This is a genomic window from Veillonella orientalis (assembly GCF_018406505.1).
Lineage (GTDB): Bacteria > Bacillota > Negativicutes > Veillonellales > Veillonellaceae > Veillonella > Veillonella nakazawae.
Map to the genome: position 1 here is coordinate 1,413,208 of NZ_AP022322.1, position 26,153 is coordinate 1,439,360.

The 26,153-nt window shown below is 38.0% G+C and carries 26 protein-coding genes; all 26 read right to left on the minus strand.

The genetic code is table 11. The annotated features are described in order from the left end of the window. Positions 1 to 13 precede the first annotated feature (13 nt). On the minus strand, positions 14 to 1,363 hold the full coding sequence (locus VEIS1202513_RS06410) for a gluconeogenesis factor YvcK family protein (protein WP_005387319.1): 1,350 nt from the start codon (positions 1,361 to 1,363) through the stop codon (positions 14 to 16). A 12-nt stretch (positions 1,364 to 1,375) separates the two neighbouring features. Beyond that, positions 1,376 to 2,290, minus strand: coding sequence for an RNase adapter RapZ (gene rapZ, locus VEIS1202513_RS06415; protein ID WP_213467077.1), 915 nt, complete (start codon positions 2,288 to 2,290; stop codon positions 1,376 to 1,378). Between the two features lie 12 nt (positions 2,291 to 2,302). After that, entirely contained in the window at positions 2,303 to 3,115 is an 813-nt protein-coding gene (locus VEIS1202513_RS06420; RefSeq protein WP_213467078.1) for a Cof-type HAD-IIB family hydrolase, read from the minus strand. Between the two features lie 288 nt (positions 3,116 to 3,403). After that, on the minus strand, positions 3,404 to 4,642 hold the full coding sequence (locus tag VEIS1202513_RS06425) for a putative porin (protein ID WP_213467079.1): 1,239 nt from the start codon (positions 4,640 to 4,642) through the stop codon (positions 3,404 to 3,406). A 607-nt stretch (positions 4,643 to 5,249) separates the two neighbouring features. Continuing rightward, complete coding sequence (locus VEIS1202513_RS06430) at positions 5,250 to 6,512, minus strand: S-layer homology domain-containing protein (RefSeq protein WP_105094769.1); 1,263 nt, start codon at positions 6,510 to 6,512, stop codon at positions 5,250 to 5,252. A gap of 612 nt (positions 6,513 to 7,124) precedes the next feature. Further along, a complete protein-coding gene (gene lepB / locus VEIS1202513_RS06435; RefSeq protein ID WP_213467080.1) occupies positions 7,125 to 7,697 on the minus strand; it encodes a signal peptidase I in 573 nt (190 codons plus the stop codon). A gap of 9 nt (positions 7,698 to 7,706) precedes the next feature. Continuing rightward, complete coding sequence (locus VEIS1202513_RS06440; protein ID WP_105090307.1) at positions 7,707 to 8,576, minus strand: YitT family protein; 870 nt, start codon at positions 8,574 to 8,576, stop codon at positions 7,707 to 7,709. Then, complete coding sequence (locus VEIS1202513_RS06445) at positions 8,566 to 9,093, minus strand: RuvC family protein (protein ID WP_105086200.1); 528 nt, start codon at positions 9,091 to 9,093, stop codon at positions 8,566 to 8,568. Before VEIS1202513_RS06445 ends, VEIS1202513_RS06440 begins: the two co-directional genes overlap by 11 nt. 114 nt (positions 9,094 to 9,207) lie before the next feature. Continuing rightward, positions 9,208 to 10,422: a DUF3084 domain-containing protein gene (locus VEIS1202513_RS06450; RefSeq protein ID WP_213467081.1), complete on the minus strand. Its 1,215-nt coding sequence runs from the start codon at positions 10,420 to 10,422 to the stop codon at positions 9,208 to 9,210. A gap of 87 nt (positions 10,423 to 10,509) precedes the next feature. Next, on the minus strand, positions 10,510 to 11,601 hold the full coding sequence (locus VEIS1202513_RS06455; RefSeq protein ID WP_119209191.1) for an LptF/LptG family permease: 1,092 nt from the start codon (positions 11,599 to 11,601) through the stop codon (positions 10,510 to 10,512). Between the two features lie 9 nt (positions 11,602 to 11,610). Then, on the minus strand, positions 11,611 to 12,330 hold the full coding sequence (lptB, locus tag VEIS1202513_RS06460; protein ID WP_105086197.1) for an LPS export ABC transporter ATP-binding protein: 720 nt from the start codon (positions 12,328 to 12,330) through the stop codon (positions 11,611 to 11,613). A 9-nt stretch (positions 12,331 to 12,339) separates the two neighbouring features. After that, the gene (locus VEIS1202513_RS06465) at positions 12,340 to 13,062 is read right to left on the minus strand and encodes an LptA/OstA family protein (protein WP_105086196.1); all 723 of its coding nucleotides are present in this window, start codon (positions 13,060 to 13,062) and stop codon (positions 12,340 to 12,342) included. A 12-nt stretch (positions 13,063 to 13,074) separates the two neighbouring features. Further along, positions 13,075 to 13,611: an LPS export ABC transporter periplasmic protein LptC gene (gene lptC, locus VEIS1202513_RS06470; RefSeq protein ID WP_213467082.1), complete on the minus strand. Its 537-nt coding sequence runs from the start codon at positions 13,609 to 13,611 to the stop codon at positions 13,075 to 13,077. After that, positions 13,598 to 14,530 carry a lysophospholipid acyltransferase family protein gene (locus tag VEIS1202513_RS06475; RefSeq protein WP_213467084.1) on the minus strand — a complete coding sequence of 311 codons (933 nt, stop codon included), beginning with the start codon at positions 14,528 to 14,530 and terminating at the stop codon, positions 13,598 to 13,600. Before VEIS1202513_RS06475 ends, lptC begins: the two co-directional genes overlap by 14 nt. Positions 14,531 to 14,544: 14 nt before the next feature. Continuing rightward, positions 14,545 to 15,066 carry a KdsC family phosphatase gene (locus tag VEIS1202513_RS06480; protein ID WP_213467087.1) on the minus strand — a complete coding sequence of 174 codons (522 nt, stop codon included), beginning with the start codon at positions 15,064 to 15,066 and terminating at the stop codon, positions 14,545 to 14,547. Next, on the minus strand, positions 15,066 to 16,037 hold the full coding sequence (locus VEIS1202513_RS06485) for a KpsF/GutQ family sugar-phosphate isomerase (protein ID WP_060924938.1): 972 nt from the start codon (positions 16,035 to 16,037) through the stop codon (positions 15,066 to 15,068). Before VEIS1202513_RS06485 ends, VEIS1202513_RS06480 begins: the two co-directional genes overlap by 1 nt. 11 nt (positions 16,038 to 16,048) lie before the next feature. Then, positions 16,049 to 16,867, minus strand: coding sequence for a 3-deoxy-8-phosphooctulonate synthase (gene kdsA / locus VEIS1202513_RS06490; RefSeq protein ID WP_024065882.1), 819 nt, complete (start codon positions 16,865 to 16,867; stop codon positions 16,049 to 16,051). Then, positions 16,868 to 17,599 (minus strand): 3-deoxy-manno-octulosonate cytidylyltransferase, encoded by a 732-nt coding sequence (gene kdsB, locus VEIS1202513_RS06495; protein WP_105094766.1) that lies wholly within the window; start codon positions 17,597 to 17,599, stop codon positions 16,868 to 16,870. Positions 17,600 to 17,643: 44 nt separating this feature from the next. Further along, positions 17,644 to 18,756, minus strand: a complete 1,113-nt coding sequence (gene lpxK, locus VEIS1202513_RS06500; RefSeq protein WP_156719783.1) for a tetraacyldisaccharide 4'-kinase — start codon at positions 18,754 to 18,756, stop codon at positions 17,644 to 17,646. 56 nt (positions 18,757 to 18,812) lie between these two features. Beyond that, positions 18,813 to 20,117, minus strand: a complete 1,305-nt coding sequence (locus VEIS1202513_RS06505) for a 3-deoxy-D-manno-octulosonic acid transferase (protein WP_213467089.1) — start codon at positions 20,115 to 20,117, stop codon at positions 18,813 to 18,815. A 2-nt stretch (positions 20,118 to 20,119) separates the two neighbouring features. Then, the gene (locus VEIS1202513_RS06510) at positions 20,120 to 21,850 is read right to left on the minus strand and encodes an ABC transporter ATP-binding protein (RefSeq protein WP_213467091.1); all 1,731 of its coding nucleotides are present in this window, start codon (positions 21,848 to 21,850) and stop codon (positions 20,120 to 20,122) included. Continuing rightward, positions 21,843 to 22,985, minus strand: a complete 1,143-nt coding sequence (lpxB, locus tag VEIS1202513_RS06515) for a lipid-A-disaccharide synthase (protein WP_060924943.1) — start codon at positions 22,983 to 22,985, stop codon at positions 21,843 to 21,845. Before lpxB ends, VEIS1202513_RS06510 begins: the two co-directional genes overlap by 8 nt. Continuing rightward, complete coding sequence (locus VEIS1202513_RS06520) at positions 22,985 to 23,821, minus strand: LpxI family protein (RefSeq protein ID WP_156719785.1); 837 nt, start codon at positions 23,819 to 23,821, stop codon at positions 22,985 to 22,987. Before VEIS1202513_RS06520 ends, lpxB begins: the two co-directional genes overlap by 1 nt. Positions 23,822 to 24,043: 222 nt before the next feature. Continuing rightward, positions 24,044 to 24,856, minus strand: a complete 813-nt coding sequence (gene lpxA / locus VEIS1202513_RS06525) for an acyl-ACP--UDP-N-acetylglucosamine O-acyltransferase (RefSeq protein WP_174683260.1) — start codon at positions 24,854 to 24,856, stop codon at positions 24,044 to 24,046. A gap of 19 nt (positions 24,857 to 24,875) precedes the next feature. Further along, positions 24,876 to 25,301, minus strand: coding sequence for a 3-hydroxyacyl-ACP dehydratase FabZ (gene fabZ / locus VEIS1202513_RS06530; protein ID WP_004695477.1), 426 nt, complete (start codon positions 25,299 to 25,301; stop codon positions 24,876 to 24,878). Then, the gene (lpxC, locus tag VEIS1202513_RS06535; protein WP_213467093.1) at positions 25,298 to 26,137 is read right to left on the minus strand and encodes a UDP-3-O-acyl-N-acetylglucosamine deacetylase; all 840 of its coding nucleotides are present in this window, start codon (positions 26,135 to 26,137) and stop codon (positions 25,298 to 25,300) included. The genes fabZ and lpxC overlap by 4 nt, the downstream gene beginning before the upstream one ends. Positions 26,138 to 26,153: the final 16 nt, after the last annotated feature.

A 26,153-nucleotide genomic window follows, 5' to 3' on the forward strand; every position in this document is an offset into this window, starting at 1 on the left:
GTATCCCTTCTCATTAATGATCATCTCGTTGGAGATAATACTCTAGGATATGTGGTTCAGTATCTGATTGCATAGCATGCACAATATCCATAATTACTTTACCTAACCGTTCAGGATCATGAACAGCCGGCTTTTTAGGGCTTATCAATGTAGCCCGAATCGTACGTATTCCTTTAGCTTGTAGCTTCTTAGTATCTAATGCTACAGGCTCTGAACCTACAGCACTATATTGTTCTACCATTTGAATTGGTAGTGGTCCATCATTAGCAAGTACAGTATCTACAATGCCTTCACCACCATGTGCAATGAGAGCCTCCACATGATCACTTAAGGTATAATCTGTAGTTTCGCCAGGTTGAGTCATAACATTAGCAATGTAAATTTTATTTGCCTTACTAGCGCGTACATGAGATGCAATTTTATCAGTTAACAAATTCGGAATGATACTTGTATATAAGCTACCTGGTCCAAAGATGATAACATCTGCTTCATCGATAGCACGTAACGCAGCACCTTCTGGTTTTGGCTGTGCTGGCTCACTATACATATGGCGAATGCGTTTACCAGAATTAGGAATATTACTTTCACCTTCTACGATAGTACCATCGGTCATCTCCGCTACTAATTTAATGAACTCAGTAGACGACGGAATTACACGACCTCGTACACGCAACAATTTACTAGCCGCTTCAAGCGCTTCCTCCACATCGCCATCATATACTTGAGCAAGTGCTGTGATAAAGAGATTACCAAAGCTATGACCAGATAGCTCATTTTCCCCTTCAAAACGGTAGCGGAAAAGATTTTCCATAACCCCTTCTTGTTCTGCTAATGCGACCAAGCAGTTTCGTAAGTCACCAGGGGCAATCATTTTAAAATCTTCCCGTAAACGACCTGATGAACCACCATCGTCAGCTACTGTAACAATAGCTGATAAATTAGATGTGTGTGTTTTCAATCCACGCAATAGATTAGACAATCCTGTACCACCGCCGATAACAACGATTTTAGGACCTTTATCAAGTCGTATATTTTGGAAGATAATATCTGATACCTTACTATCAGGATTAGGCAATACAGCACGAATAATCGTTTTAATAACCTTACTAGTACCAATTAGCATTAGAACAGCGCCAATCGATAATATAACTGCACCCACAGCAATGAGCACATTATAATTGTAAAAGCCCGTCATATTATAAGAAAAGGCCAGTACAACATCTTCAAGAACGGCAAGCCATTGATAGTTAAACATCAATGATATGCCAATGATTAAAAGACCTACACCACAACTAAATAGGGCAAGCCAACGTTTTATATTTAGGCCCGGAATAAGCCACCGAAACCATCTTTTTCGCAACATATGAACCCCTATCTAGTTACCAAGTGTTTTAATTTCATGAGGATTATAATCTTCTTCTACATTATTTTTCATCATATCTCGATGTTCTACAGAAACGCGATAGCCTTTTTCTAATAGATGAGAATATAATGCTTCTGCCATAGCCACAGATCTATGCATACCACCTGTACAGCCTACAGCAACGATAAATTGAGACTTTCCTTCTTGTTCATAATTAGGCACAAGAAAATCAATAGTATCAAAATAACGCTTTTTAAATTCCTCTGTAACTTCAAAGGAATGAATATATTCATTTACAGCTTTCACACGACCTGTTTTATGACGGAAATCTGGAATATAGAATGGGTTTGGTAAGAATCGAACATCCCAAACCATATCCGCATCCAAAGGTAATCCATATTTAAAGCCAAAGCTTACAACTGTAATAGACATGCCATGGCCTTCATCTACTTGAGTGAATCGAGTTTTTAAATACTCTTTGAGGCTCGCAGTTTTCATATTCGTTGTATCAATAATGAAGTCTGCTTTATGTCGTACAGAATTTAATATCTGACGTTCTTCTTTCAAACCTGTAGTAATCATCCCATCTGGAGCCAGTGGATGGCTGCGACGACTTTCTTTATATCGTCTAATTAACGTCTCATCTGTGGCATCCATAAAGACAATTTCATAATCTACCTTCATTTCTCTTAATGTTTCAAGAGATGAAGAAAGGGCTTCAAAGAATTCACCACCGCGAATATCTACGACTAAAGCTACACGGTTAGTCCGTTCTCCACCTTGTCGACAAATTTCACTTAGCTTAGGAATAAGTACAGGAGGAATATTATCAATACATAGATAGCCCATATCCTCTAATGCTTGTAGAACCTGAGTTTTGCCAGCGCCAGACATGCCTGTAACAATTAATAAACGAAATGCTTCCATAGTTTTACTCCATTATAAAAGATTCTTTTCAATCCAATGAGCTACACCATCTTCATTATGATGCCCACATACTTCATTAGCCACAGATTTTACATGTTCTGTTGCATTTGAAACAGCTACTGAATACCCTGTTTCACTAAGCATAGAAATATCGTTCTCTGCATTTCCAAAGGAAACTATATTTTCAAGGCTAAGATGATTATCTAGAGCTAATTGAGCTAATGCACGCCCTTTTGATACATTCGGTGCAGTAATTTCGAGGAAATCTCGTTGACTACGCACCAATGTAACTTGATTACCAACTAATGGGGTCAAGATATCAATAATTTTATCGATTCCTTCCTCTGTATCGATTGCAATGAGCTTATTAGGTTCTGAAGAAAGTGTATAAATTGTATCACCTAAAAACTCAGCTACAGCCCCTGTTTGCTGTTCATAATGATCGGATTGCCAATTTTTATGATGACATAGTAAATGATCATCTACATACGATTGTATATGCCAACTATATTGTTGACCGAGTTGAAAAACACGATGTACTACATCTATAGGAACAGTTTGTTCAAATAACTTATATCCCGTTTCTAACTCCTGGATTAAACCACCAGAGAACAATATCATAGGAACATTGCCAAGTTGTAATGCTAATCCAATTGGTTTTGCCGTTTGATACATGCGTCCAGTTGCAATTGTTATACCAATTCCCTTCTGCTGCAAGCGATGCAATACATCAACCGTATACGCAGAAACTGTATTATCACTTCGAACTAATGTCTCATCACAATCGATGGCTACCATTTTTATGTGAGAAAAAGAAGGATTCATTTTTACCTCCTTTACAAGAAAATCTAATACTCTTTATTATACCATTTATAATACTTATATAGATAGAAATATACAGTAATCCTCTATCAAAAATATTTTACTTCTCCCAGTAACAGAGCTAATAAGTCATAAAGCAAAAGATAAGTATTATTTGTATATAAATCGATCTATAGTTATCAAAATTGCATAATAAAAGGTATTCTATATCAATTTATTATAGGAATCTATATATTATTCATAAAAAAAGAGACTCCCGAAGGAGTCCCTTTTATATGATTAACTATCAAATTAGAATTTGTAGTTAAGGTCTGCACGGTAGAAGTCGGAAAGATCAGCACCGTCTTGAGTTTTCCAGTCGAAACCGTAGTTAGCGGATAAGCCAACGTTGTTTTGCAATGCATAGTTAACGGAAGCCATCCAACCTTTAGCATCTGTAGTGTAGATGTGGTTGTAAGTAGTATCAACGATAGGAGCGTTAGCTTTAGCGTTGAAGTATTGGCCTTTAACATCCCAAGAACCTTTTTTAGCGATGTTGTAGTTACCATAGCCAAGACCTGCAGTCCAAGCTTGAGATTCATCTACATGGGAGTCTTTCAACCATTCGCCACCAACCCAAACTTTGTCGAAGTTTGCATTAGCGTTGAAGCCATATACGTTTTTGTAACCATTAGAAGTATCTTGGTTTACACGATCGTAGAAACCACCAACCATAGTGTGTTTACCTACTTTGCCGTTCAAGCCAAGGTAAGTGTTAGTTACGTTTTCGTCTTTAGTCAAACCTTTGAAACCAGTTGTTTTGTTAGGTGCAATTTTGTCACCAGACACCAAGTAACCGTAAGCTGCTTGGAAGTTAACTTTGTCGTTACCAGCATTGAATTGAGCACCGTCGAATGTACCATCAAATGCTAAGCCGCCACCGATAACTTGGTTAAAACGACCTGCTTTAGCAGATACACGTTCGCCGAATTTATGGTTTACATAAGCGCGGTCGATTGTAGCGTTTGCATTACCACCAGTAGTGGAGTCACCCAATTCGAAGTTACCAGAAGTCAAACGAACAACAGCGTCAGTGCGATCGTTTACTTTTGCGTTGAATTGTACACGTGCACGAGCGTCGAATTTGGATTTAGCATGTTCAGCATCTTGGTAACGAAGACGAGCATCACCAGTAACTTTTACGTTACCTACGCGGTCTTCCAAGCGAGCTACACGAACGCCCAAGTTGTTCAATTCGTTGGAGAATTCATCAGCCAAACGGTTGATCATAGCTTGTTGTTCAGCGTTAGCACGGTCTTGGTTAGCCATAGCTTTAGCTACCATTTGAGCCATTTCGTAACGAGTGATGTTGTTTTGGCCTTTGAAAGTGCCATCTGGGTAACCATTAACGATACCAGCGTTTGCCAATTGGGAAACTGCTTGGTATGCCCAAGAATCTGGAGTTACATCGGAGAATGGGTTAGCTGCGAATGCAGTAGTTACACCCAAAACTGCTGTTGCTGCAAAGATTGCTGCGAATTGTTTTTTCATAGTTGAATTCCTTCTTTCTGAAAAATAGAAATATAAAATGTTACAAGTCATAACATTCACATTCTACTCTGTTCTTCAGATTAAGAATTTTTGGGAGTGTCCACGTTTCCTCGCCACATTCTACATCGAAGTTCTTCGTTTCATGTGTTTGTTACTTCTTGTAGGGTGATATTAGCATAACCAAATTTTCGTGTAAACCCTTTTTTCTCAATATCATTCTCATTATAAAAATTTTATAATTTAAAAAGCCCCAAAATTCACGTATTATCTACTTTTATGAGATATATTTTTTTTTATTAAAAATATGAAATTTATCTTTTTTTTCATTAAATGAGATTGATTATCATATATATTATTAAGTTGTACTAATTAATAGTGCACCTATTGATTATTCAAGGATTATTTTATGCATAAATAGTTCATAAACACCTCATACAATATATTGTGGAATAGATCAATATACATACTAATCAAATAAATTTTTACCTTTCACTATATATAGATTTATTTTACTATATATATACTATTATATACAAAAGAAAATATTATCTCTTTATATACAACAAAAAAAGACTTCCGAAGAAGTCTTTTTTTGTTTGTGAGGGAATTAGAATTTGTAGTTTAATTCTGCACGGTAGAAATCGGAAAGATCATTACCTTTTTGGTCTTTAGAGTTGAAACCATAACCTGCAGATAAGCCTACGTTATCTTGTACTGCGTAGTTTACACTAGCCATATAACCTTTGTAACCATTAGATGTATTTGTTAAGTCATATGCTTGATCCCAAGTGGAACTTACGATTGGAGCGTTAGCTTTTTGGTTGAAGTATTGACCTTTTACATCCCATGTACCTTTTTTAGCGATGTCGTAGTTACCATAACCAACACCAGCTGTCCAAGCTTGGGAATCATTTACGTTGGAAGCTTTTAACCATTCACCACCAACCCAAACTTTATCTTTACGGAAGTCTGCATTGAAGCCGTATACGTCTTGGCCATCAGAGCTTACTGTGGAACCGTTATGGTTCAAGTTACCGCTAGATAATTTGGAGTAGAAACCACCAACTGTGGATTCTTGACCAACTTTACCTTTAACACCTACATAAGCTACGGAAGGGTTATCGGATTTGGAGTTACCATCAGCAGCACCTGCCATCATGTAACCATAAGCACCTTGTACTTGAACTTTGTCATTACCTACGTTCAATTGAGCACCATCAAATGTATCATCGTACATTAAACCGCCACCAATTGTTTGTTGGAAACGACCACCTTTAGCAGATACTCTATTACCAAATTTGTGATCTACATAAGCACGATCAATTGTTGCATCAGCACCTTTTGTAGAATCACCGAATTCGTAATTACCTTTTACACGAACAACAGCTTCAGTTTTATCATTTACTTTGCCGTTGAATTGAACACGTGCACGGCCATCTGTTAAGGATTTACTGTTATTTTTGTAAACGCCTTTATCTTCAGAACCTTGGTAACGGATACGAGCATCACCAGTTACTTTTACATTACCTACACGGTCTTCCAAACGAGATACGCGAACGCCCAAGCTGTTCAACTCATTGGAGAACTCGTCAGCCAAGCGATTAATCATGGCTTGTTGTTCTGCATTAGCACGATCTTGGTTAGCCATTGCTTTAGCTACCATTTGAGCCATTTCATAACGAGTGATATTGTTTTGGCCTTTGAAAGTGCCGTCTGGGTAACCATTAACGATACCAGATTGTGCTAATTGGGATACAGCTTGGTATGCCCAGCTATCTGGAGTTACATCGGAGAATGGGTTAGCAGCGAATGCTGTTGTTACACCTAATACTGCTGTTGCTGCAAAAATTGTTGCAAATTGTTTTTTCATAATGAATTCCTTCTTTCTTATAAATAAGAATTTATATTATCAGAAGACATTCACTGTATAAGTGGTATAACTATGAAAGATATATTAGGAGTGTCCACGTTTCCTCGACTATATTATCTATCACAGCCTCACCTCTTTATTAGTGGTGCCTTGCTGTGATTAGAATATATCACCGTCCAAATTTTTTGTAAAGCATTTTATACAACTAAATTTGATGAAATTTCTTTCATGAATAAAAATAAACCTATAAACATAGATTTCTCCTGCATTTTTTAAAATTAAATTTTGTGCAATTTCATTTTATTTATCTAAAATTCATGTATTTTAGATGATAAACTTACAACTTTTAATTATTAAAAATAATAAATATTGTATTATTTAATATGTAATCCTAATATACGGACCTAAAATATTATTATATTCCTCTTTTCTATTATTAATATCTTTATTTTGTCTCTCTAATTTCTATTAGTAATAACCTTATCAAAGCCATGCATCATATATTAGCTCTTAAAATATGTCATTAATAATATTAAGCTTTAAATACCCCATTATTTAAATACAAAAAACCTCTCTATAGTAATTACTACTATAGAGAGGCTTTTAGAAGCATTAAATTGCATAGGATACAAAACCTAGGACGTGATCAACTGGAACAGGACCAATGAAACGACTATCACTAGAATGATTTCGGTTATCCCCCATCACAAATACATGTCCTTCAGGAACTGTAACAGGTGTAGAACGTGTATAATTCATTTTTGTATCTTTGGTATATGGTTCTTGTAATTGTTCACCATTACGCCATACATGACCATCTTTAAACTCTAATACATCACCAGGACGACCGATAACGCGCTTAACCCATACATCATTTGTTTGAGCAGCTTTATTAAAGACTGATGCATAGTTCATCAATGGTTCTTCTACATCATCTACCCAAGTACGTGCGCGATTAACACGACTATCAATGATTACAATTTGACCATAATTTGGCATTTCATTCATAATATGATGCCATTTCGTTACAATTAAATATTGGCCATTGTGTAATGTATCCTCCATTGATTCACCAGATACACGTGTTGGTTGAATCAAGAAAATATGAATTACCATGGCAATAATTAATGCCAATACAATGGCATAAATCCAATCTAATATTTCTTTTACTATTTTATTACTCATATTAACCCCTTAATGACCGTTCTTTGTAAATCTACCACCAAATACATCATGTACATCTTGAATCGTAATAAATGCCGATGGATCTACTTCATAAACAGTATTTTTTAACCTCATAATTTCAAGTCTTGTTACTACAGAATATAAAACATGCTTAGGTTGCTTTAAATAGCCCCCTTCACCATACATAATTGTAACACCACGATTAAGGTTCGCATTTAATGCATCTGCAAGATTCTTAGAGTTCTCTGCATCTGTAATAATCATTACCCCTTTAGATTCATCAAGGCCTGTAATTGTAATATCGATCATCTTATAAGCAATGAAATAAGCGATTAAGGAATACATAGCACTATTCCAACTATATACAAAACCTGCGGCACCAAGAATAATGAGATTCATGGCCATTACGATTTCACCAACGGAGAAAGTAGAACGTCTATCAAAGATGATTGCCACAATTTCAGAGCCATCTAAAGAACCACCATTACGTATTATGAGGCCTACCCCAATACCTAAAATGATACCACCAAAGATAGAACCTAAGAATGGATCTGTTGTGATAGGTGTAAAATCATGAGCAAAGGTAGAGAAAATTGCCATCCATACGATAGAAAATAGTGTAGAGAAAGTAAAGTTTTTGCCATTAGCTCTATAGCCAATATATAAGAAAGGCAAGTTAAAGAGTACGACGAAAATACTAAAAGAAATTCCGGAAAGCTCTGCAGCCATCAAGGAAATACCAACTACACCACCATCGATGATACTATTCGGTACTAAAAATAAATCTAAGCCTATAGTATAAATTAGAGCCCCTAAGATCATCATTAAGCAACGCATAATAAAATTTGACCACTTATGCGTTGAAGCTTCATTTTTCATGCACTTCTCCTTTACCGTACAACTGCTCCATAGCATGTAGTCTCTTTTCTTCCAACTCACTAGAGTCCATCATATTATTTTGTATATCATTAGCAGTTTGGTTTAACTGTTTTGTATAACGTAAACCAATAACAAAAGCAGTCAAATCATCTACAGGCTCTGGTGGAAATTGCATAGACGTAGGGATAATCTTACGCCACCCTGTAGGTGAATTATATTGCCAATATAATTTTCGAGCCTCCTCAGTACTATGCGATTCATCAATTAAACTAGTAGTAATTCTGTGATTTCGTCCAATTTGTTGGAGAGATGGATATAAATATTTATGATTTGTACCATTTCCACATACCATATGAACAACACCATAATATTCAGTTAATATACGTTCAATTTCACCATTGAACTGTTTTGTCATAATAATTTTACGACATACCATAGTACCAGAAGGTGTTACAATTGCTACACCTGTTTTTTCATTGCCTGGATCTACAGCCAAAATGTACGTAGTATCAGTCATATTACTATCCTCATTTCTAATACAGCATTTATATTTTAACACAAAACGAAGGTCTTATGTAAAAATTTACATAAGACCTTCGTTTAAAGTATATAAACCAAAATACTATTCAATTTAATAAGCTGGCATTTTAGCCTTATCATTAAAAACAGGCATTTGAGTAATACGTAATTTAAGATGTACAGGACCAGATGAATATGTATCACCATCAACATACGCTTCCACATGAACCTTGCCATGCATTGTAGCAATACGACGAATAGCAGTAAACAAATCATCCCCTGGTATCGTTCCGATATCACCAGATAAGGAGTCTGGAATAATACCTTTCTCTCTTGCCTTTTCATTTACTTGCTTTAAGAATTGAAGCATAGCAGATTGAGCGTTAGGTCCACCATCCATTACAGCAGAATGAATTACTTCCCCATTTTTATAAATAAATTGTTGTGGGTAAACTTGGATAACTGCTACCGCTGGTTCACCAGCAATAATATTTCCAGCAGCAACCACTTGAACCACCATTGGAGTCTTTGCACTATTAAGCTTTTGTGTAGCTACCTCAATATTCTGACGATCTACATATACAACAGCCTGACCTTGATCTTCTATGCCAAGACGACGTAATACCAATTTATTTGTATCATCAATAATATTTTTGATGGCTGCATTGCTATCTTCTTCACTCAAACCAGGTCGAACAACAGCTTGTGCCAATAATTGATCAACTTGGAAAAGAATTGTACCTTCACGCAAATGAATAATACCATTTTGCAACTGTTCTTGCGTTGTCTGTAAATCCTTAATATGAGCTTCCATCTTGGCTCTTGTAGCCTCTAAATCAGCTAATTTTTTAGATACTTCATCATATGAAGCTTGAAGTGTAGCTAACTCAGCTTCAGTCGCATCTTTAGCCGCTTGTGCACTAGCCAACTCAGCCTTAGTTGCATCAACCTCTTTACGAATTTGCTCTATTTCAGCCATTCGTTCTGCTAATTCTTGCTTATTTTGCTCAAGCAATGCTTGTCCTCGAATAAGCTCTTGCGTCTTAGCAGCTACCTCATCATTAAGTTGCTTCATATCTGCTCGCAACTGATCCATCCCAAAGAGTGCTGTTCGTACACTTTGAGATGTAATAGTTAATACACCTACTGTAGCAGCTGCAACTAACAATCCCGTTACGATAGTAACAATAATCGATGTATGCTTAGGCCTTAATCCAAAGAGGGACATGCGACGCTTACCAACTTTGGTGCCTAACTTATCCCCCATGTAGGCAATAAGTCCACCCATAAGGGCGATAATAACTAATATTTTAACACCTACTAACATCGAGTCCCTCCTTTCATAAGATTACACAATTATTGGATTCGAAAATATGCTATTTCGTAAATCAAATTTATTTCTTTATATACTAGGTTACTTAGATACACGCCAATTCAAATATAGGCCAGCAATGATGCCTAATGTATCTGGAATTAATGCAGCAAATACGGTTGGCAATGCACCACCTTTACCTAATGCACCAGCAAATGTCATCACCCCATAATAAATAAAGATGATTAAAATACTAATACCAAAACCAATAGATGAGCTAGAACGTTGCTTTTGAAGACCTAATGGAGCACCTACAAGAGCAAATACAAAGCTAGCCAAAGGAATTGTAAAACGTTGGTACATTTCCATTTCTAGTTTATTGGCATTCGTATAAGCCGCCTTATACGCTTTGATTTGATGACGTAATTCTTTGATTGTTAGTTCTTCAGGTTTACGTTGATCTTGTTGGATATCCTTTGGTGCAGACTTAATTGGTAAGGATTGCTCCTTGAACTTCATTGTACGTTCTACACCATCACCGGCGGAAATATCATAAATGATGCCGTTTTGCATTACCCAATATTGACCATTCCAAACGGCAGTATCTGCATTCTCAACTTGTTGTAGCTTACCACCTTCACCAAATTGTTGCACCGTAATCATGCTCAACTTTTTAGTCTCTGCATTGTAGCTTTTAGCATACATCAATGTACCTAAATCATTACCATTCATTGTTTTTAAAACGATATGATTTTGTGTTTGAGGTGATGCATTTTTCATAATCTGTTCGCGCACAATCGTTTGATACATATTATTCGTACGAGGCACAACAAATTCATTAAACGCAACAGCTCCAATTGAGATGATAAGGGCAATAATGTATACAGGCATCGCTAAGCGTAAAAAGCTAAGACCACCGGCACGCATAACAACAATCTCACTAGTACTACTCAAGCGACTAAAGGTCATAAGTGAAGCCAATAGTACTGACATTGGGAATGTTAAGATAACAATGCTTGGTAATGCCAACACAAAAGCTTTCATAACGAGAACTAGCGGTGCCCCATATTCAGTAATATATTGAGCAATTCTAAACAATGTGCCTGTGCCAATAAAAATACTGGTAAAAGCAAATACCCCAAATAGGAATGGACCTACAAAGGCTTTTAATATATATTTATCTAATAATCTCATAGTCCCCTCCTATAATCTAAAGTTATCCCCTAAGTAATGCTCACGAGCGATTGGGTCGTTTGCAATTTCTTCAGGGGTGCCTTCTAGGAGGATCTTACCACTACTTAAAATATAAGCCTTATCTACAATCCCCAATGTTTCACGCACATTGTGATCTGTAATCAAGATACCAATACCGCGATTTTTTACATGCAAAATGATTTGTTGAATGTCAGCAACCGCGATAGGGTCGACGCCAGCAAAAGGTTCATCGAGAAGAATAAAATTCGGTTCTAACGCAAGACAACGAGCGATTTCTACACGACGGCGTTCACCACCAGATAGCTGCATCCCCATACGATCCCGAACATGACCAATATGAAATTCTTCAATGAGGGATTCCACTATAGCTTCAATTTCATCAGATTTCTTCGATGTTGTCTGTAACATTGCTCGAATATTATCCTCAACAGTCATAGAGCGAAAAATTGATGCTTCTTGCGGAAGATACCCAATACCTTCAGCAGCGCGTTTATACATTGGAATATTCGTAATATCCTTGCCATCAACGGTAATGATACCTGAACTAGGTCGTTCAATGCCAACAATCATATAGAATGATGTAGTTTTCCCTGCCCCATTAGGACCTAGGAGCCCAACGACTTGCCCCTTATCAACGCGTAGACTAACCCCGTCTACTACGTTGCGCCCGTTAAAGGTTTTGACTAAGTTTTTGGTTTCTATATACATATTTAATCCTTATTGATTTGGAACAATGATAAGCGTACTACGACCACCTAATGTTTCAGCAGAATCATCAGCAAGGCGAATCTTAAGCTCTGGTGCATTAAGTACATTACCGTTTTGAACAGCATGAGCAGAGCCAGATAAGAGTACAACTCCATCATTTTGATTTGGTGTTTGTGTATAGGTAGCTCGTTCTGCAGAACCAGATACATTTCGTTCTGGATTAGAGAATGTCACATCCCCTTGTGCTACTGCGCGAATTTCTTTTAGCCAACCTTCTACTTGATTACCTGTTAATGTAGTACCTTCTGCAATTAAACGAGCGTTGCCAGATACAAGGCCATATTCTGTATCTGTATTATATTCAACTTTATCGCCAAAAATTTGACGATCACTACGTTGTAAATGAACACCGCCATTAGCAGTAAATTTATTATTATTGTAGCTGTGCACTGATTGTGCAGACATAGCCATATCAGAACCAATCAAAGATACACCACCTTCAAGACTTGCTTCTTGAGTTTTTGTGTTGTACCAACCATTGGCACCAGTCATAGTTTTATCAGCTTGAGTAATAACAACATTACCGGTTGCATCAGCACGACCTGTATTGCCATCATAAGACAACGTATCAGCGCTAATAGTCAATGGGTCATTTGCAGCCCAAGCTGTAACAGATGCTGTCATGAGTACAGCCAAAATAGCCATACCAATCTGTTTTTTCTTATTCATCATATTTCCCCTCAATTACTTCTTCGTTAATTTTGCGTTGCCAATGGCTTTAATAATTTTCAAAGCCATATTACCTTCAAGCTTATCGCCTGTAATAGTTACATCCTTACTGTTATAAGTAAAAGCCGTCTTAGATGTCAACGTTTTCGTTTTGTTATCAAAGTGAAGGGCTTCTGTTTTAAATTCTGCACCTTCTGTATTGGTAGCTGTAACGCCTTGGTCGATATCAAGAGAATTGCGGTCCCCCGTCAATACAGCATGAGGAGCTGTAATAGTAGTGGTCACATCATCTTGATAGAAAAGACCCTTCAAATTAGTCAAAACGATGGCCTTTGTCCGTGGGTCATATTCAATCTTTTCAGCTGATAAGGCCCACACTAATTTGCCATCCTTTTCCTCTTGTAGGTCAGCACCTTGGAAATTAACGAGTTGACCATTCTGATTTTGAGTGGTACCAACATCACTAGAGTCTTTCATAATATATACGATAAGACCAATCAGAGCCAACACTATGGCGGCCACTATGGCAATTAATTTTTTATTGTTTTTCATGTGCCCTCTCCCGTGCAGCTACCTTCTTATCATAATCAATAATTTGATCCATCTTAGTCATCCAGCGATGTTGGAACCATAGCCACTCATCTGGATGCTCACGAATAAAGTCTTCTGTAACACGTACACATTCCTCAGTTAGACGATACATATCTGCATCTTCATCACCTGTATCTATATAATGTAAGGCTGGTAGAATGTGAACAATATGACCACCTTCTGGTTTTCGAGATGCAAAAATTGGAACTACTGGAGAGCCAAATTTTCTTGCAAACGTAGCAGGACCAATAACTGCCGAGGAATCTTGGCCTAAAAATGGAATCGGTAAACCATGTATATAGCCATCTTGGTCAGCTAAAAAACCAAGTAATTTTTTCTTTTTTAATGCTTTAGCAGCAGAAACGATTTCATTGCCACCACTAGCAAACACATCAAGGCCCACCATCTCACGATATTCATTCATAAGACGTGTAAATTGAGCATTAGGCTGTTTCTTAACAATAGTAGTGGATGGATAACCATGAGCCGCCATAGCAGCCCCCATCCATTCCCAGTTGCCAACATGTCCAGTAAGAACAATTATACCTTTATCTTCAGCGATAGCTTTTTCTAAATGTTCTACGCCTCGCATTTCAATATGTTTATTGATAAAAGACTTTGTCAGGTTTGGCATATATAAGACTTCCATAACACTACGGCCAAGATTTTTGAACAACTTTTCAATTAATTGCTCTGCCTCTTGATCATTCATGTTCATGCCAATCTTTATGTTTTTTATACCTCTAAGTTTTTGCTTCTTCGCTATGAGACCATATACTGGTCCTAAACTAGCGCCTATGAGCAAAATGAGCTTATATGGCAGTCGGCAAACGAGCCAGCTAATGCCTTTAACTAAATGGTATTGCCATTCGTTATTCATTCTGCCCACCTCCTTTATTGTCCATGAGCATGGGCCTCTCGTGCATAGTCTGCTACAACAGTTTCCCATAGACCTTGATTTTTCAAGATATATTCTACAGCCTCTCTAACGGCACCATGGCCTCCATTGACAGTAGATATAAATTTAGCTAATTCTTTGACCTCTGGTACCGCATTGTTTGGCGCCATTGGTAAACCTACGATTTGGAGTGCCCCTAAATCATTTAGGTCATCCCCCATATAAGCAATCTCTTCTAAATTGATTTGATGCTCTTCACAAAGGGTTCTTAATGCTTCTGTCTTATTGGCATGCCCCATAAGCAATGCATCAAAATGAAGCTCCTTAGCACGTCGCTCAACCATAGGAGATATCCGTGCTGTGATGATGGCAAGCTTAAGTCCTACTTTTCGAGCTGCCGTTAATCCTAGGCCATCTTTTACAGAGAAAGACTTAAGCTCTTCTCCACTTGATGTATAGATTAGAGTACCATCAGATAGCACGCCATCAACATCAAGAACAATCCATTGAATATTCATTATACAATGCCTCTACGCAATAAATCTGTAATATGAACAATGCCTAGACATTTATTATCTGTATCTACAACTGGTAACACCGTAATAGGGCGTGGTTGATTTTTCTCCATTAAATGAAGAGCTTCAGCCGCTAATTTGTCCTTTGTAATCGTACGAGGCATAGAGGTCATCATATCCTCTACAGGCCATTCTAGGAAATTACTACCAGAATCTAATCCGCGGCGCACATCACCATCGGTAACAAGGCCTAATAAGTGACCTTCTTCATCAATAACATTAGTAGCACCTAAACCTTTTTCGGTCATTACAAAGAGTGCATCTCGCACTGTTGCACCTTTAAACACCGTAGGGTTATCTTCACCACCATGCATAATATTTTCTACGGTCAACAATAATTTGCGACCAAGAGAACCACCTGGATGGAATACAGCAAAGTTTTCTGGTGTAAAGTGATGTCGTTCTAATAAGCATACTGCTAAGGCATCACCTAATGCTAAAGCAACAGTAGTACTTGTAGTTGGCGCTAACCCCAATGGGCAAGCTTCACGTTCTACTTCAGCTAGCAATACAATATCAGAATTCTTAGCTAATGTAGATTCTGGTTTACCTACAACACAAATTAATTTTGCACCTATGCGACGTAAGGATGGTAAGATACTGATGATTTCGCCTGTTTCACCACTATTGGAAAAAGCTAATACTACATCATCTTCTGTAATCATACCTAGGTCGCCATGCACACCTTCACCAGGATGCATGAAAAGTGCCGGTGTACCAGTACTAGCCAAGGTAGCCGCAATTTTGCGACCAATATGACCAGATTTTCCCATACCAGTACATACTACACGGCCCTTACAAGCCAAAATCATATTTACAGCATTTACAAAATTGTGATCCAAACGAGAACTTAATTCCTCAATAGCACGTGCTTCCTCATGAAGTACCTGTGCTGCTTGTTCTAAAATAGTCACAAATACCGCCCCTAACCTTTTACGATTTTATCAATAGCTACTAAATCTCGTAGCAAAGCTTCAAAATTATCTAAGTATAACATGTTTGGACCATCGGATAAGGCTTCCTCTGGATTATCATGTACTTCAAAGAATAGACCATCTACACCACTTGCAACAGCGGCACGAGCCAAGTTTGGTACAAATTCGCGATTACCACTAGATTTAGTACCTGCGCCACCAGGTAATTGAACGCTATGTGTAGCATCGAATACTACTGGATAATCGAAAGAACGCATAATTGGGAAAGATCTCATATCTACAACGAGATTGTTATAGCCAAAGCTAAATCCACGCTCTGTAAGCATAAGATTTTCATTGCCTGTTTCTTTCATTTTATTTAAGACATTTTCCATATCTTTAGGTGCCATAAATTGACCTTTTTTCACATTTACACATTTGCCAGTTTTAGCTGCACCATATACAAGGTCTGTTTGACGACATAAGAAAGCTGGAATTTGTAAAACATCCAATACTTCTGCCGCTGGTTCGATTTGTTCTATAGAGTGAATATCACTTACAACTGGTACATTGAGTTCTTTTTTAATAGAAGCAAGGATTTTTAGACCTTCCTCAAGACCTGGTCCACGGAAAGAACCGTAGCTAGAACGGTTAGCCTTATCGAAAGAAGCTTTAAAGATATATGGAACTCCTAAGCGTTCACAAATTTCTTTTGCTCGTTTGCCAATAGCCAATGTACGGTCATAATCTTCAATAACACAAGGTCCAGCAAGGACAAAAAGACCTTTACCGCCACCGACTGTAATATCTTTAATTTGAACTGTTTTCATTTATTTCTCCTCTTGCTCGTAAATTGCATTTACACGAGCTAAGTCTTCCGGTGTATCAACACCGATAAATCGTTTATCTGTAAGAATAACACGAATAGTATAGCCATTTTCAAGAGCGCGCAATTGCTCTAACGATTCGGTTTGCTCCGCTGGTGTTGGTTCCATCTTTGCATAGTTTAATAAGAAATCTCTACGATATGCATAGATGCCAATATGTTTTAACGGCGCACGTACAAAATCATGACGTGGATACGGAATTAATGATCTAGAAAAATACATCGCATCATTGCGATTATTTAAAATAACCTTTACAGCTGATGGTTCATCGTATTCATCCTCTAATAAAGGAGTGGCTACAGTTGCCATTTGTAAGTTTGGATCTTCTTCAAAAAGTTGGGCCAATTCATCAATAAGTTTTGGCTCAATCATAGGTTCATCACCTTGAACATTAATAATGACATCTAAGTCTGTATAATGATTAGCAACCTCGGCTAATCGATCAGTTCCGGTAGGGTGATTAGGGTCTGTCATCATAACAGAACCTCCAAAGTTTTGAACTGCAGAATATACACGTTCATCATCTGTAGCAACAATAGTACACTCAGTTTTTGTCGCTTGTGACACTCTTGCATAAACACGTTCAATCATTGGTTTACCTGCTATATCCGCTAGTGGTTTTCCTGGTAATCTTGTAGAACCATAACGAGCAGGAATAACGCATCCAAACTTCACAATAATCCCCCATTTCTGTTATTCGTGTATCTAATTATTATACACTAAATCTCTAAATTTTCTATGAATTCTTGTTTTTCAGAGATGAACTCAATTCCAATAGATAGCACTAGAATCGGCATTTTCAAGTCTTCAATTGCATGCAATTGACTTAACTTCACCGCATCCTTCTCCGTGATACAAATAGCATCTGCTTGATGAGCAAATGCCTCTTTCCAAATATCTACAACATCATCATTTTCGAAATTATGATGATCACCAAATGGCATTGTATGGACCACATTATATCCGATATCGGTCAATGTTTGTGTAAAGGATTGAGGGTTCCCAATACCACTAACCGCCATGATTCGATGCTTTTGATATGTATCGACGGGAGACCCATTTTCTCCGTTGGCCCACTCATCTAATGTATACATACATTGAGGCTTGTGGATTGTTTCATATACAGGTGTATTGGGAAGCATATGAGCTAAACGCTTACGGATACCTGAAACAACACCTGGTGCCACTTGATCCACCTTGGTAAGAACAATAATACTAGCTCTCTGTAAGCCACTAAGCGGTTCTCGTAATAAACCACGGGGTAATACATGGTCATAACCAAATGGATTAGAAGCATCAATAAGAACAATATCAATATCTCGAGCTAATGCGCGATGTTGAAAGCCGTCATCCATAACTAAACAATCTGCACCGAGCTCATTTATAGCAATTTCTGCAGATTTAGCCCGTTCACGGCCAATGATCACATTAGACTTTTGCAATACTTTGGCCAACAACCAAGCTTCATCACCACTAATAAATGGCTCTACCAACATGGCACCATCTTTAGAAATAATTATATTTTTCTTATTGTCCTCAGCTCGATAGCCACGACTAAGCACAGTAGGATGGAGTCCTTTTCGTGCGAGCACATCACATATAAATCTCACCATTGGGGTTTTACCTGTACCACCGGCAGTAATATTACCGACACTGATAACCGGAACGGTAACTTTAGTAACCCCTTTTCCCGCATCAAATCGAGCGTTTCGTATTGATACAGCCTTTTCGTAACCTTTACTTAGAAAGCCCAAGCTGGAACGAGCTATATCACCTAATATGGATTGATTCTCACCACTAACGATGGATTTAAATAATGCTTCCCCACTCATAGGTGACTCCTCCTATTATGTAACATCATAGATGAATCTAATAAATTATATCTAGCTTATGGAATAATATGGTGTTTTTCAAATAACTGACGTAACTCTTGTGTATTACGTTGTGTAGCACCGCGATTTTCACGAATAATATCAAGACAGTTTTGACCCATTTCCGTTGATAAATCCTTATCCTCACATAATCGCAATACCATATCAGTTAATTCTTTACCATTCTTCACCTGCTCACAAGCATGACGAGAATGTAATAAAGCGAAAATCTCTTTGAAATTGAACATATATGGTCCTACAAGAATTGGTTTACCATGTGCTGCCGGTTCGAGAATATTATGACCCCCAGTTTTCACAAGAGAACCACCAACAAAAATAATATCCCCTAAGCTATATAAACGACCGAGTTCGCCAATAGTATCCAAAACAACTACAGGTATTCCTTCATGAACTGGCTCTGTCATATCACTACGACAAATAGCATTTAATTCATAACGCTTCGCTAAATTTTGAACATCATGACCGCGATATATCTCACGAGGCGCAATTAGTAAACGAGCTTGAGGGTATTCTTGTAATACTTGTTTAAAGGTCTCAAATATTGTTTCTTCCTCACCCTTATGTGTACTACCAGCAATAATTATAGGATGATTATTACCAAAGCCAAACTCTTCAAGAAGAGATTGTTTTTCTTCGTTTGATACAGTAGCGTACGTTTGGTCGTACTTCATATTCCCTGTTACGGTAATATCTGGTGTATGAGCTCCTAACACTTCAATATGTGCTGCATCAAACTTAGATTGCATACAAAAACGTTCAATAGAACGCAACATTTCTTTTGTGAACGCACTAATATATTTATAACGTTTCATACTACGATCAGAAATTCGCCCATTAACCATCATAACAGGAATATTTTCTGATTGCGCAATGCGCAAGAAATTTGGCCAAATTTCTGTTTCTACAAGTAAGATAGCAATAGGTTTAATAATATGCAAAATCTTACGTGTTAAATAAGGCAAATCAAGAGGGAAGAAAATAATACCTTCTGCCTCAGGAATAATGCGATGTGCCATTGCATGACCTGTAGCAGTTACGACAGATACGACCACAACGGCTTCAGGAAATTCCTTTTTTACCTCTTTTACTAATGGACTAGTTGCTACAATTTCCCCTACAGAAGCAGCATGAATCCAAATAGCACGACGTCCTTCAATTTTCTTTAGTAATGAGGCGGGCATATAGCCTGCACTCTGTTTGATACGCTCATAAAATCCATCTTCAAAGGCGAGACGGTATAAAATGACCGGAATCAAGCCAATCCAATAAAATATGAGCAATACATTATATATCCAGTACATGGTTATCCTTTGTTGGAGAATTGAACGGAATAGAGATGATTGTACAATCCGCCATTAATAGCTAATAGCTCTTGGTGAGTCCCCTGCTCTACCAAGTGGCCTTGATTAAGTACAACAATTTGATGAGCATTTTGAACTGTGCTCAATCGATGGGCAATAACAAATGCAGTCCGCCCTTTCATGAGGCGATCTAGTGCCTCTTGTACAAGTTTTTCACTCTCTGTATCTAATGCAGATGTAGCTTCATCCAAGATTAGAATACGAGGATCTTTTAAAATAGCCCGTGCAATGGCTACCCGTTGACGTTGACCGCCAGATAAGGAGCTGCCTCGCTCACCTACAACTGTATCGAGACCATCAGGCATCTTTTCTACGAATTCAAGAACATTAGCAGCCTTAGCAGCTTCATATACCTCTTCATCAGTAGCATCTAATCGACCATACAAGATATTCTCTTTAATTGTGGCATTAAATAATACTGTTTCTTGTGGTACAAGTCCGATTTGCTCACGTAATGATTTAAATGTAACATCTTTTACATTATAACCATCGATGGTAAGAGCGCCACCCGTTACATCGTAGAAGCGAGGTAACAAGTTAGCAAGAGTCGTTTTACCTGCTCCAGATGGACCAACAAGGGCTACACTTTCACCAGCCTTAACAGACAACGTGAAGTTTTCAAGCGCCGTTTTTTCACCATCATAAGAGAAGGAAACATCTTTGAACTCTACATCGCCTTTAATAGATGGCAACGTAATAGCATCAGCTTTTTCTACAACATCAGTTTTAGTATCTAAGATTTCAAATACACGATCAGCTGCTGCTAAGGCTTTTTGAATGTTACCATACACTTGGCTCAAACGTTTTACCGGGTTGGACAAATTAATGGCATAAATCAAGAAAGCAATCAAAGAGCCTGCTGTAATAGTTCCTGTTACTACAGAATAGCCACCATACCAAAGAATGACTGCCACTGCAATAGCCGCAGAAAACTCGACCATTGGACTTAGTAAACTAGTCAACTTAGTAGCTTTAATAACAGCTTTAAAGTTGCGATCATTTTCATCTTCGAAACGCTTGCGCTCAAAATCTTCACGAGCGAAGGATTTCACAACACGAATTGCACTAATAACCTCTTGTAAAAGAGCTGTAATGTCAGCCACACGACCTTGTACATCATGACCTGCAACGCGAAGCTTTTTACCAAATACATTGATAATTACAAGCACTACAGGAACCGTAATAAAGGTAACTAGTGTCAATTTCCAGTCAATGAGAAGCATAGACACGAGAGAACCTATCAGTGTTACAGATTCTGTAATAAAGGAAATTAAGTTATCCACTACAGCAGACTGAAGCGCAGCAACGTCATTTGTAAGATTACTCATGATAACGCCTGTTTTACGGCGGTCAAAATAAGATAAACTTAATTTTTGCAAGTGATTAAAAATGGCCTCACGGACATCAATGATGACACGTTGTCCAATGTAGGACATATTATAGGTTTGACCATAGGTAGCAAAGCCACGAATTAAGAATATAAGAATGATAGCACCTACAATGAGGTTCAACATAAATATATTCTTTTCATCTAATACTTGGTCTACTACATTTTTAATTAGCCAAGGAACTACCAAGTAGGCTGCAGCCGCAACAATCATGCAAAATACTGCAAAGATCATGCGTTTATAATAAGGCTTTACAAAATATAAGAGCCTAGAGTAACTATTCATTACATTTCTCCTTACCGAGATTATATACTAATTCCGCTACACGCTTTACGGCGCCTGGTTCACCTAATTTATGATGTACTTCACGCAATTCACTGCGCATAGCTTTATTTTTCTCAACATCAGTTAGAAGAGGTTCCACTAAAGATACAATAGCCTGTGGTGTAACAGAATCTTGTAATAATTCAGGAATTACCTCTTTACCGGCCACAATATTAGGCAATCCTACATGTGATACATTTACTACCATTTTCCCAATACCATAAGTAATTGGGGATACACGGTACAGTAACACTGTCGGTAATTCCATCATTGCTGTTTCCAACGTAGCAGTTCCTGATGCGGCAAGGCACACATCACAAATCTGCATCAAGTCATACGTATGGTCTTCTGTAATCGTAACAGGCACCTTATGAGCATCGATAAAGGTTTCCAGCTCACTGCGATCGATGGTATGTGCTCGAGGTAAGAAGAATTGAATATCTTCATGGTTTGCCATCAATTGCTCACCACTTTTTAACATCGTATCAAGCAATGATAAAACCTCTTGTTTACGACTGCCAGGCATGAGTAAAACCTTTTTAGCTTCTTTACGGGCTCCAAAATATTCCTCAGCCTCATCTTTAGTCATTGTAGGATGTACAATATCTAATAAAGGATGTCCTACAAATTCTACATCGCATTTATATTTGCGATACGCTTCTGCTTCAAAAGGAAATATAGATGCCACCTTAGTGACATACTTGCGAATCGTATTGCCACGGCTACTATGCCATGCCCAAATTGTAGGGGCAATGTAATATAGAACAGGAATCCCTAATTCATGAGCTACGGCTGCCAGCTTCATATTAAACCCAGGATAGTCTACACATACGAGAATATCCGGTTTTTCCTTCATCATGACGCGTTTTAAATAGGTGCGAAGTTTAAAGAATTTTGGTAAGGATTTGACAATCTCTACAATCCCTATAACACCTAAATTTTTAATATCATATACGATGCGAACACCAGCGCGTTCCATCAAGGTGCCACCCATACCAAACATATCGACCGAAGGATCTATTTCTTTTAGTGCATTTGCAACGCTGGCCGCATGAGTATCACCGGATGCTTCTCCGGCGGAAAACATGACTTTCATTATGCATCCTTTCTGGAATTCACAAATTCTTGGTCTACAGCACAGATGACAATACCATGGCGATTAGCCATATCAAGTACGTCTTCTTGCTGAACAAAAATAGTCTTTTCTGCTTCAACAGCTAACACTTTACAGCCACTGTCAATCATAGACATTAATGTTTTAATCCCCACAGCAGGTACATCAAAACGCACGTCTTGATTTGGCTTTTCTGTTTTAACTACAACAGCCTCACCACGACCTAACTCACCGCCACGCAAAATGCACTTATCAGTACCTTCAATAGCCTCGATAGCCATTGCCGCTTTGTGCTTAACAACAACAGTTTGTCCAATATCAAGACCGCCCATTTGTTTTGCTAGTTCAAAGCCAAAGCAAATATCCGCCCATTGCTCATCAGTGGGTTGTGTTTTTGAAAGCACCCCCACCTTTGGCATAAATGGTTTTAGATATACGGTTTGATCTAAAACTTTAAATCCTTCTCTTTCAATTTCATCAACGATGGCAAGCATAATCGTGTCATCCTTGCGATTTTTCAAACGTTTAAGCACGCCTAATGTTTTCAAGTCTGGGAAAGCAAGACCCTTAAAAAGAATTTCTTTAGTAACTTTGCCTAACATGGTTAACTCCACAACACCTTCATTTTTCAAGGTTTTGAAGATTTTACCTAGTTTAGCAACACTAATATCATAGAAAGCATCGGCCTCAGCCTTCAAAGCCGGGTCTACATCTGGAACCACGCCGATAACAACTACCTCGTGACCTAATACATGAGCGGCTCGCATGAATTCTACAGGTAAAACTCCAATGCCTGCAATCAATCCTACCTTTGCCAAGACTATACCTCCTAGATGACCTACGGCCTATATATCAATTAGTAATTACAAATTTACAATAAATAATGCCTCAAAAAAGACATAATCATATACAATATATTGTACTATAAATGGATACTTTTTACCATTAAAACACCATGTTTTATGCCTATTTCTTCAACATTTTAACAGAATTATTTAGCACACAAAAAAGACCTCGTACATTGTACGAGGTCTTTTGAATTAGTCGCGACGTGTACGCATAATACCACGATCGGCATTGCGTAAGAAGCGTAATAAATTTTCAATTTCTACAGAAGAGTCAAGCTGCATTTCCATTTCTTCAATAGCCTTAGATAAACTAAAACCAGAACGATAAATAATACGGAATGCTTGTTTCAAATCTCGGCGTACTTCTTCTGAAATACCTGCACGAGATAAACCAACAGAGTTAAGGCCGATAACACGCGCTGGTTGACCATCAGCAATAACGTATGGTGGGATATCTTGGACCACCTTAGCCATGCCACCAACCATAGCATTTCGACCAATCTTAACAAATTGATGAATACCTGCAAGGCCACCAATAACTACGCGATCTTCAACGATAGCATGACCAGCTAAGCCTGCACAGTTACTCATAATTACATTATTACCAACAATACAGTTATGAGCCACATGTGTACATGCCTGAAGCAAGCAGTTATTGCCTACACGTGTTTCTTCACCTTCTCCAGTAGCGCGGCTAATAGTGACAAATTCACGGATAACCGTTTCATCACCAATATTACAATAGCTTTTTTCGCCTTTGAATTTTAAATCTTGCGGTTCCAACCCAATAGATGCGTTAGGATAAATCTCACAACGCTTACCAATGGTTGTCCAACCACCAATTACAACATGTGCACCGATTTGTGTCCCATCGCCAATTTCGACATGTTCGCCGATTACAGCGCCAGGACCTACGATTACATCTTTGCCCAATTTAGCATTTGGATGGACTATGGCTGTACTATGGATGTTGGATTCTGCATTTTCCATGCCTACAACTATCACTACAATCACTCCTCAATCATTATACAAGGGCAAACATGTATTCACCGCTAGCGCACAATTTGTCGCCAACATAGGCACGGCCTTCAACCTTACCCATTTTACCTTTGATTTTTACAATATCAACTTCCATACGTACTTGATCACCAGGTTTCACAGGATGACGGAAACGAACTTTATCAATACCTGTAAACATAGGTGTAAGACCTCGGTTTTCTTCAGGGTATAGCAAAGCAATACCACCAACTTGTGCAATAGCCTCAGTCAATAACACGCCTGGCATTACTGGATTACCTGGGAAGTGACCTTGGAAGAACAATTCGTTGAATGTAGCGTTTTTAATGCCCACAGCGCGTTTCATAGGTTCTAACTCAACGATGCGATCTACCAAAAGCATAGGATAACGATGAGGTAAAATTTCTAAAATGTCTTCGTGATTAAGAATCATGGCTGTGTCTCCCTTATTTCTTCCATTATACTACGAGCCAATTTTGAGTTTAATTCATGACTCGATTTCATAGCAATTACATGACCTTCGATTCGTCCTAATAAGAATAAGTCGCCTACTACGTCTAATGCCTTATGACGAACTAATTCGTCATCAAAGCGAGGTACAGACAAACACTTCTCATCATCATAAACTAACGCATTATCTAAGGTACCACCTTTTGCAAGGCCCATTGCCTGTAATTGTTCTAATTCTTTCATAAATCCGATAGTTCTAGCAGCACTAATATGCTCTTTAAAGTTTTCTGGTGAAACCTCAAAATCGCAATTTTGCGTACCCAGTAACGGATGACTGTTAACCGATGTAAATGTAATGCGATAGCCATCGTATGGCAAAATAACTACAAAACGATCACCATCATAAATAGCATGGGATCGAGTTATTTTATATACATGACGTGGTGCTGATTGTTCTTGAATGCCAGCCTCTTCTATAAGGCCTACAAAAATAGCACTACTACCATCACCTACAGCAGGTTCAGGAGAATCCATCTCGATATAACAGTTATCAATATTCATAGCACTGAACGCAGCCATAACATGTTCTACAGTGAAAACCTTCGCTTCACCATTTTCCAATGTAGTAGCGCGCATAGTGTTCGTCACATTATCAATGTGTGCTCGCACAGAAGGATGACCTTCAATGTCCGTACGGATAAACACAATTCCTGTATTTTCAGGTGCAGGTTTAAAAACCATATTCACTGGTTCACCGCTATGAAGGCCAATCCCTTGATATGAAATAGCCTGTTTAATTGTTTGTTGTGGCTTACTCATAAGAAAGTCCTTTCAT

Bases quoted from the DNA above. Each gene is read 5' to 3' on its own strand.
- VEIS1202513_RS06410 (WP_005387319.1), bottom strand. From the start codon at position 1,363: ATGTTGCGAAAAAGATGGTTTCGGTGGCTTATTCCGGGCCTAAATATA.
- rapZ (WP_213467077.1), bottom strand. From the start codon at position 2,290: ATGGAAGCATTTCGTTTATTAATTGTTACAGGCATGTCTGGCGCTGGC.
- VEIS1202513_RS06420 (WP_213467078.1), bottom strand. From the start codon at position 3,115: ATGAATCCTTCTTTTTCTCACATAAAAATGGTAGCCATCGATTGTGAT.
- VEIS1202513_RS06425 (WP_213467079.1), bottom strand. From the start codon at position 4,642: ATGAAAAAACAATTCGCAGCAATCTTTGCAGCAACAGCAGTTTTGGGT.
- VEIS1202513_RS06430 (WP_105094769.1), bottom strand. From the start codon at position 6,512: ATGAAAAAACAATTTGCAACAATTTTTGCAGCAACAGCAGTATTAGGT.
- lepB (WP_213467080.1), bottom strand. From the start codon at position 7,697: ATGAGTAATAAAATAGTAAAAGAAATATTAGATTGGATTTATGCCATT.
- VEIS1202513_RS06440 (WP_105090307.1), bottom strand. From the start codon at position 8,576: ATGAAAAATGAAGCTTCAACGCATAAGTGGTCAAATTTTATTATGCGT.
- VEIS1202513_RS06445 (WP_105086200.1), bottom strand. From the start codon at position 9,093: ATGACTGATACTACGTACATTTTGGCTGTAGATCCAGGCAATGAAAAA.
- VEIS1202513_RS06450 (WP_213467081.1), bottom strand. From the start codon at position 10,422: ATGTTAGTAGGTGTTAAAATATTAGTTATTATCGCCCTTATGGGTGGA.
- VEIS1202513_RS06455 (WP_119209191.1), bottom strand. From the start codon at position 11,601: ATGAGATTATTAGATAAATATATATTAAAAGCCTTTGTAGGTCCATTC.
- lptB (WP_105086197.1), bottom strand. From the start codon at position 12,330: ATGTATATAGAAACCAAAAACTTAGTCAAAACCTTTAACGGGCGCAAC.
- VEIS1202513_RS06465 (WP_105086196.1), bottom strand. From the start codon at position 13,062: ATGATGAATAAGAAAAAACAGATTGGTATGGCTATTTTGGCTGTACTC.
- lptC (WP_213467082.1), bottom strand. From the start codon at position 13,611: ATGAAAAACAATAAAAAATTAATTGCCATAGTGGCCGCCATAGTGTTG.
- VEIS1202513_RS06475 (WP_213467084.1), bottom strand. From the start codon at position 14,530: ATGAATAACGAATGGCAATACCATTTAGTTAAAGGCATTAGCTGGCTC.
- VEIS1202513_RS06480 (WP_213467087.1), bottom strand. From the start codon at position 15,066: ATGAATATTCAATGGATTGTTCTTGATGTTGATGGCGTGCTATCTGAT.
- kdsA (WP_024065882.1), bottom strand. From the start codon at position 16,867: ATGAAAACAGTTCAAATTAAAGATATTACAGTCGGTGGCGGTAAAGGT.
- lpxK (WP_156719783.1), bottom strand. From the start codon at position 18,756: ATGAGTGGGGAAGCATTATTTAAATCCATCGTTAGTGGTGAGAATCAA.
- VEIS1202513_RS06505 (WP_213467089.1), bottom strand. From the start codon at position 20,117: ATGTACTGGATATATAATGTATTGCTCATATTTTATTGGATTGGCTTG.
- VEIS1202513_RS06510 (WP_213467091.1), bottom strand. From the start codon at position 21,850: ATGAATAGTTACTCTAGGCTCTTATATTTTGTAAAGCCTTATTATAAA.
- lpxB (WP_060924943.1), bottom strand. From the start codon at position 22,985: ATGAAAGTCATGTTTTCCGCCGGAGAAGCATCCGGTGATACTCATGCG.
- fabZ (WP_004695477.1), bottom strand. From the start codon at position 25,301: ATGATTCTTAATCACGAAGACATTTTAGAAATTTTACCTCATCGTTAT.
- lpxC (WP_213467093.1), bottom strand. From the start codon at position 26,137: ATGAGTAAGCCACAACAAACAATTAAACAGGCTATTTCATATCAAGGG.